Raw genomic sequence first — 7,141 nt, 5'->3', positions numbered from 1 at the left:
GCTAAATTGCACCTTGATGGGTAGTGCCGAGCGGTTGTGGCATTATTGCAACATTAAAAATAGTCAGTTCGCACCAAAGGCTTTAGAGGTCTTGCGATGCCTTTCTGGTCACATTTTAGTGACACATTGGAGGTATTCGTTAAGAGACGCCTTACACTTTGGCCTGTCGATATTCCCGCACTAACTTTGGCCTGTCGATATTCCCGCACTTCCCCCCAAGACGCCGCCGATCCGGCCATCCGACACCTTTCGACACCAGAACTGATACATGCTCCGGAACGTATCGGGATTCTCGCGTTCAAACGCGTGCCACAGGGGCAGCGAGGTCAGTTCACTTTTTTTCGGATGAGACGCCTGGAACGCCCGCAATGGTTTCTGATCGTGCATTTCAAACCCGAGGAACCGGAGCTTGAGAGTTTTCAGGGCTTTCCCGATCTGCGGCAACGTGAAATGGTGCTCCTGAACGTGGAAGAGCAGATCCCGGCATTCGCTCAGGCTGTAGAAGTCCGCTAAGTCAGATGTTTTCGCCATCTCCGAATCCCCGTCTTCAGCCATGGCGATGATATCGTGCCGGCAACGGCGAATGTTTTCGCAAGAAGCCGTGTACCCCTTGCCGGCAATCAGGGCGCGCCCGGCAATGATATCCTGGCGCGCGGTCTCGCTGTAGAGGGCGATCTTCATGACCCCCCCGGGGCGCAATAGGTTGACCAAAACCCGCCAGCCGGCCAATGGATCGCCAAGATGGTGAAGGACCCCGCCGCATTCGACGAGATCGAATTGCCGCCCGAGACCGCCCAGTTCCATGATATCGGCCTGGGCGTACTCAATGTTCGATAAGCCGAGCGCATCGGTTGCCCTTATGGCGTAGGACAAGCTACTCAGGCTCAAGTCGACGCCGAGCACCCGCGCGTTCCGGAATCTGGCGGCTGTATTGACGGCATGCTGCCCCGTGCCACAGCCAGCGATCAGAATTTCCGGATTTTCGGGAGACTCGTAGTCGCCCAGATCAAGGTTGAGGTGCGGCGTTCCCAAAACAGCGCCGATTGTCCTGCTTTCGGCATGGATATGGGTCTTGACCCAGCGCGGGTACGGGTTTTCCTCGTATTGTTCGCGAACCGATTGAGAGACCGAATCTCTGATCGGCGTCAAACAGGGGATCTGAGACTTGAGCGCCCGTTCTCGCAGCGGCTGCGATATTTGCCGCTCAATCACTTCCCTGATGTCATCGGGCCACTCGCGCCCGGACAATTCCCGGGCCCAGGGAAATTTATGGAGTGGCCTGTAGGCGCCGAGCGCGGCAACGACGGATGGCGGCACATCACGCGCCTGCTCCAGCCGGGTCGCAATCCATTGCTGAAGCCGCTCGAGCGCGGCCACTTCTTCGTCTGTTTCGTAATAGACGTACTCGTTGACAAAACAATGCAGGGCCAGGGCCGCGGTAAATGGCAGACCTTTTGCGTCCATCTTTTTCGCCGTCGTCTTTTCCGCCATCGTCTCTTCCAGCATGGCGCGCCGTAGGACCGTCAGCATCCGCTCGGCCTTTAAATCAATGATCGGGCTCAACTCCATGATCCGTAGTAAAAGAGCGATCGTCGACAGTTGCGACGCTACCTCCGCATAGACAATTTCACCCGCCGGTTTGCCGGTGTCCGTCCGTTGCAATATGCGCGCGAAGTCCGGATGATGACGAAGGGCGCTGACAAGTGACCGGCTTACGCCGGCAGGTTTTACCGTGGGCCGTTCCAACAGGCGCAACAGATCTTGCCAGAGGGCGTCATCGGCTGACTCGAATGCGACCGCTTCCAGAGACGTCGCCATGCCGGCCCAGTAAATGTCATTCTCGGGATTGAGGCTAATTGCCCGCCGGTGACAAGGAAAGGCCTCATCCTGCCGTCCCAGACCCTGGAGTGCAACGCCAAGATTGTTGTGGGCGTCGGCGTAATCGGGCTTGATAGACAGGGCCTTGCGGTAGCAGGCGCAGGACTTTTTCAGACGCCCAGATACACGGTATGCGTTGCCAAGGTTAAAGTTAGCCTCAGCGAAACCGGGATTGATAGCAAGGGCCTTGTGATAGCAATCGATAGCCCCGTCTACTGTCCCCTGGTCCAGCAGCGCGTTGCCAAGGTTGTTGTGGGCTTCGGAAAAATCTGGTTTCAGGGTGACGGCCCTCTCCAGTTGCATTCTTGCCTCATCCAGTTTACCCACCCGCAAGTTGTAACTGCCCAAATTATAAAGAGCGTCCGCGTAATCGGGGTTGATTTCCAGGGCGCGCCGGTAACTTGCCTCGGACTCGACCGCCCGGCCAAGTTTCCCAAGGGCATTACCGAGGTTGTTGTGCGCCTCGGCGAAATCCGGCTTGATGGCGATGGCCTTGGTTATCAAATCGATGGCAATATCGTTTTTCCCCACTTGATTGGCGATTGCACCAAGCAGATGCAAGGCATCGATCTGATCGGGATGAGATTGCAGTATCTGTCGATAAACACTTTCAGCCTCTGACAAGCGGCCCGCACTATGATGCTGCACGGCGAGGTTCAGCGCCTGTAAAACGGTTAGCGCCTTCGGCTTGTCTGATGAACCTGCCATCCCCAGCGTGACACTTGGTTTTTTAGGCTGTCGAATTTTATTTTATCTCGTTGAAGGCTTTTGTAAAACCTTTCAAAGTCACCCCGACGACGGTTACTTCGTTGGCCTCCCAGGGCAAAAAGCCGACCGAAAGGACGGCCCCACCCTTAAGGGCGCGCACCGAGTCCTCATCAAGCCTAAGACTGGCGTCGCATCCGCTGTTCCTACACCGTAGATATTCAAGTTTGGTTTCGTTGCCTTCGTCAACCCTCGCCACGCCTCCAACACGCAGATCCACGCCCAACGGCATTTGGATACTCATGTAAGGAACACGTTCGTTCGAATTCGCGTCCTCCAAATATAGCACCGTCAAGCCAAGAATTTTGCCAATTGTCTTTACCTCGCCATCAATTTCTTGGCTAATGTAGAGATACTGGATAATTCTGCATGTTTCCGGTTTTTCGTCATCCGTGCAGGCCTTAACCCAGGCGTTGGGCGGAACCTCTGTAGGGATCTGCTGAGCCGTCAGGGGTGATGAAAATACAATACCAGACAACAAAACGGACGCGATTAGAAACAAGTGTCTCATTCTATTTCCTTATAGGAGAGTGTCGGCAACAGTACAGAGGGGCTCCCATCCCTTCATATAATAAGAACATTACTTCTGAAAGGGCAGTTTCACCGCCGTGTCGTCTTTTGAGGCGGCGTAGATGGTTATTGATACTTCGTCGCCTTGGCATTAACAAATAGAGCCTTGTCGAGAATCACGGAAAAGCCTGAGCGTAGTAGGCTGACATCTTTCTGGTTTTTGGCGACACCGAGCCGAGGCTGATGGCGGCGCGGTCGACAAAGACGAACTCGCGCGGCGAACTCGCGCCCCGATCGCAACGTCGTCGCTCATACTGGCTCTGCCAGTGCGCCTTCCAGCTCGTCAACGAGGCCGGCGATGACGTTGAGGCCCCGGTGCCAGAAGGCGGGGTCGCTCGCATCTAGCTCGAACGGCGCCAGCAGCTCTTTGTGCCGCAGGGTACCGCCAGCACGTAGCATTGTTAGATAGCGATCGGCAAAGCACACCTCGGCATCCTGGTAGACCGCGTAGAGCGCGTTCACCAGGCAATCGCCGAAGGCGTAGGCATAGACGTAGAACGGCGTGTGGATGAAGTGGGGTATGTAGGACCAGTAGCAGCGATAGCTGTCGTCCATTCTGATCGCCGGACCGAGACTCTCGCCCTGTACCGACATCCAGAGATCGCCGATGGCGTCGGGCGTTAGCTCGGCCACTGCCCGGGCCTCATGCAGGCGCCGCTCGAACTCGCAGAAAGCGACCTGGCGCACCACGGTATTGAGCATATCCTCAACCTTGCCGGCGATCATGACGCGCCGGCGCACCGCATCCCCCTCGCCCGCCAGCATGGCACGGAAGGTCAACTGCTCACCGAATACGCTCGCGGTCTCGGCCAGCGTCAGCGGGGTCTCCGCCATCAGGGCACCTTGCGCGCCGGCTAAAACCTGATGCACGCCATGACCGAGCTCGTGAGCCAGCGTCATGACATCGCGCACACGTCCCTGATAGTTGAGCAACAGATAGGGGTGCGCCGACGGCACCGTAGGGTGGGCGAAGGCACCAGGTACCTTGCCGCCACGCACCGGTGCATCAATCCAGGCGCCGTCGAAGAAGCGCCGGCCGATTGCCGCCAACTCAGGTGAGAACGCGTTGTAGGCATCGAGCACCGTCGTTCGCGCCTGTTCCCAGGGCACGAGTTGATCGTCGTCCTCGGGCAGGGGCGCGTTGCGGTCCCAATAGTCGAGCGCATCGCTGCCCATCCACCTGGCCTTAAGCGCGTAGTAGCGATGGGAGAGACGTGGATAGGCCTCTCGTACCGCCGCGATCAGCGCCTCGACAACCTCATCCTCGACCAGGTTCTCACAGTTTCGTTGCGAGATGGGTCTGGCGAAGTTGCGCCAGCGGTCCTCGACCGCCTTATCCTTGGCAAGGGTGTTGGTGATTAACGCGAAGGTCTGCACATTCTCGGAAAGCACGCACGAAATCTCGGCCGCAATATCACGCCGCACCTCGCCGTCCTTCGATGACAACAGGTCAAACGCCGCCGCGCTGTTTAGAGCCTCGCCGCGATGGTCGAAGCGCAGTCGCGCCGTGGTCTCATCGAACAGGCGTACCCAGGCACTTCGCCCCACCACGGCCTTTTCATGCAGCAATTTCTCGAGCTCGTCCGAGAGCTGATGATCACGAAAGGCGCGGGTGTCGCGAATCCAAGGCCGCCAGCGCGCCAGCGCCGGCGCTTTGAGTTGGCGTCCGAGGACGTCATCGTCGATGCGGTTTAGTTCGAGGGTGATGAACAGCGTCGTCGTGCCAATTCCATTCACGCGCTCCTGCATAGTTTGCAAAAACTGCCCGGCCTCAGCATCGCTGACGTCGCCCGCATATTCGAGATAGGCGTAGCTCATGATGCGACCCAGGGTGTCGGCAAGCGCCTCGTATGCGTCGAGCAGCGCCGCCAAGCCGGCGCCATCGATCTCCGCCAAGCGGCCGCGATAGCGCCCAGCAAGATCCTCGGCAGCGCGCTCCGCCTCGTCCAAATCGGCACTCAGCGCCTCAGCCTCTCGCCCAGCATAGAGGTCGGACAGATCCCAGCAGGGCAGATCGCCGAGCCCGTCGTTGGTAGCAGTCTCCGTCATTCTCGTCTCCTGAGAGTCTCGCATCCCCCAGCTATATGGCGTCTCGTGCCATGCTGCCAATGGTGTAGAGTCGAGCTATGGGGAATGAGGGACACGACCGATGAAGCTCAATACCTGGCCGAACCTGGTGACCATGTTGCACGAGCAGGCGCAAGCGAAAGGCGACGCGCCGTTCCTCTGGGGCAAGGTCGACGGTGAATATCGACCGACGAGTTGGCGCGAAGCGGCCGACCAGGTGAACGCGCTGGCGCGCACTTTACGCGTCTGGGGCCTGCAGCCCGGCGATCGCGTTATGCTGGTCTCGGAGAATGCGCCGCACTGGGCGATCGCTGATTTTGCCATCATGGCAGCAGGCGGGGTCAGCGTGCCGGCCTACACCACCAACACCGCGCACGACCAGACGCATATTCTGGTCGATAGCGGCGCCCGTTTTGCCATCGTCTCCACAGCGACGCTGGCAGCGCCGCTGCTGCAGGCGGCAGCGCGTGCCCCGACACTCGAGCGGGTAATCGCCATCGAGGAGCCCGAGGGCGGCGGCGGTGACATGGTGGTGCGTTGGCAGACCACGCTCGACGAGGGCGCGCAGGGTGAGGGCAATCCGCTTGCCGAAGGCTCGCAAATCATGTCCGACAGCGTTGCCTGCCTGATCTACACCTCGGGCACGGGTGGCCCACCCAAGGGGGTCATGCTCAGCCACCGCGCGATTCTCGCCAATTGCGTCGGCGCCTATGAGTTGCTGGTCTCGCTCGGCCTCGACGACGAGGTCTTCCTCTCCTTCCTACCGCTCTCGCACTCCTACGAGCATAGCTGCGGGTTGATGTTTCCCATCGCCATCGGCGCGCAAATCTATTACGCCGAGCGGGTCGAGACCCTGACCACCAATCTGATTGAGGCGTGCCCGACCGTCATGACCGCAGTGCCGCGCCTCTACGAGCTGATGCGCGGGCGCATCCTGCAAGGCGTCAAGCGCCAAGGCGGCTTTAAGGAGATGTTGTTCTGGCGCGCAGTCAAGATCGGACGCAAGGCCTATGAGGACCCAGGCGGCATGAACTGGTTCGAGCGCCTCGACAACGCCATCGTCGACAAGCTCGTGCGCAACAAGGTGCGCGGGCGCTTCGGTGGGCGGCTCAAGGCGCTGGTCTCAGGCGGCGCGCCACTCAATACTGAGATTGGCATCTTCTTCACCGCCCTCGGCCTGCGCCTTCTACAAGGTTACGGCCAGACCGAAGCAGCACCAGTGATTAGTTGCAACCCGCCGAACAACATCAAGCTGCACACGGTAGGTCCGCCTACAGCCGGCACGGAAGCGCGCATTGCCGAGGACGGCGAGATCCTGGTGCGCGGACCGCTGCTGATGGACGGCTACTGGAACCTGGAGGAAGAGACCGCTGCAGCACTTCAGGACGGTTGGCTGCATACCGGCGATATCGGCGTCATTGATGAGGACGGCTATATCGAGATCACCGACCGCAAGAAGGATATCATCGTCGTCTCTGGCGGCGACAATGTCTCGCCGCAGCGCATCGAGGGTATCCTCGCGCTCGAACCCGAGATCGAGCAGGCCATGGTGATGGGCGACCAGCGCCCACATTTGGTGGCGCTGGTGGTACCAACTCAGGATTTTGTGGTGCACTGGGCCAGGGCCAACGGCAAGCCAGCTGACCTCGCCCAGTTGGCCACGGACAAGGATTTTTACTTGGCGCTCGACGATGCCGTAAAGCGGGCAAATGCCCAGCTATCGGTTATCGAGAAGATGCGCCGCTTCGTCGTCGCCGACGGGCCGTTCACGGTCGAGAACGAGATGATGACGCCAACCATGAAACTGCGTCGACATCAGATTCTGGAGTGTTACGGCGAGCGCCTTGAGGCGTTGTACTGA

Annotated in this window: 4 protein-coding genes; 1 reads left to right on the top strand and 3 read right to left on the bottom strand. The window is 59.1% G+C overall.

Annotated features, from left to right (window positions below):
* Positions 1 to 180: 180 nt before the first annotated feature.
* The 3 genes from QF629_12135 to QF629_12125 all read right to left on the bottom strand — a co-directional run bounded on the left by QF629_12135 (position 181) and on the right by QF629_12125 (position 5,262).
* Entirely contained in the window at positions 181 to 2,586 is a 2,406-nt protein-coding gene (locus QF629_12135; GenBank protein ID MDP6014272.1) for a tetratricopeptide repeat protein, read from the bottom strand.
* 37 nt (positions 2,587 to 2,623) lie between these two features.
* The gene (locus QF629_12130) at positions 2,624 to 3,154 is read right to left on the bottom strand and encodes an invasion associated locus B family protein (GenBank protein MDP6014271.1); all 531 of its coding nucleotides are present in this window, start codon (positions 3,152 to 3,154) and stop codon (positions 2,624 to 2,626) included.
* A 308-nt stretch (positions 3,155 to 3,462) separates the two neighbouring features.
* Complete coding sequence (locus QF629_12125; GenBank protein ID MDP6014270.1) at positions 3,463 to 5,262, bottom strand: M3 family oligoendopeptidase; 1,800 nt, start codon at positions 5,260 to 5,262, stop codon at positions 3,463 to 3,465.
* Between the two features lie 100 nt (positions 5,263 to 5,362).
* Here QF629_12125 and QF629_12120 point away from each other — a divergent pair, with 100 nt between their 5' ends.
* Positions 5,363 to 7,141 carry a long-chain fatty acid--CoA ligase gene (locus QF629_12120; protein ID MDP6014269.1) on the top strand — a complete coding sequence of 593 codons (1,779 nt, stop codon included), beginning with the start codon at positions 5,363 to 5,365 and terminating at the stop codon, positions 7,139 to 7,141.

It is taken from the genome of Alphaproteobacteria bacterium, from assembly GCA_030739735.1.
Classification (GTDB): domain Bacteria; phylum Pseudomonadota; class Alphaproteobacteria; order UBA7887; family UBA7887; genus UBA7887.
The sequence above is the reverse complement of the archived record's forward strand: the minus strand, read 5'-3'. Positions and strand labels throughout refer to the sequence as shown.

Bases quoted from the DNA above. Each gene is read 5' to 3' on its own strand.
- QF629_12135 (MDP6014272.1), bottom strand. From the start codon at position 2,586: ATGGCAGGTTCATCAGACAAGCCGAAGGCGCTAACCGTTTTACAGGCG.
- QF629_12130 (MDP6014271.1), bottom strand. From the start codon at position 3,154: ATGAGACACTTGTTTCTAATCGCGTCCGTTTTGTTGTCTGGTATTGTA.
- QF629_12125 (MDP6014270.1), bottom strand. From the start codon at position 5,262: ATGACGGAGACTGCTACCAACGACGGGCTCGGCGATCTGCCCTGCTGG.
- QF629_12120 (MDP6014269.1), top strand. From the start codon at position 5,363: ATGAAGCTCAATACCTGGCCGAACCTGGTGACCATGTTGCACGAGCAG.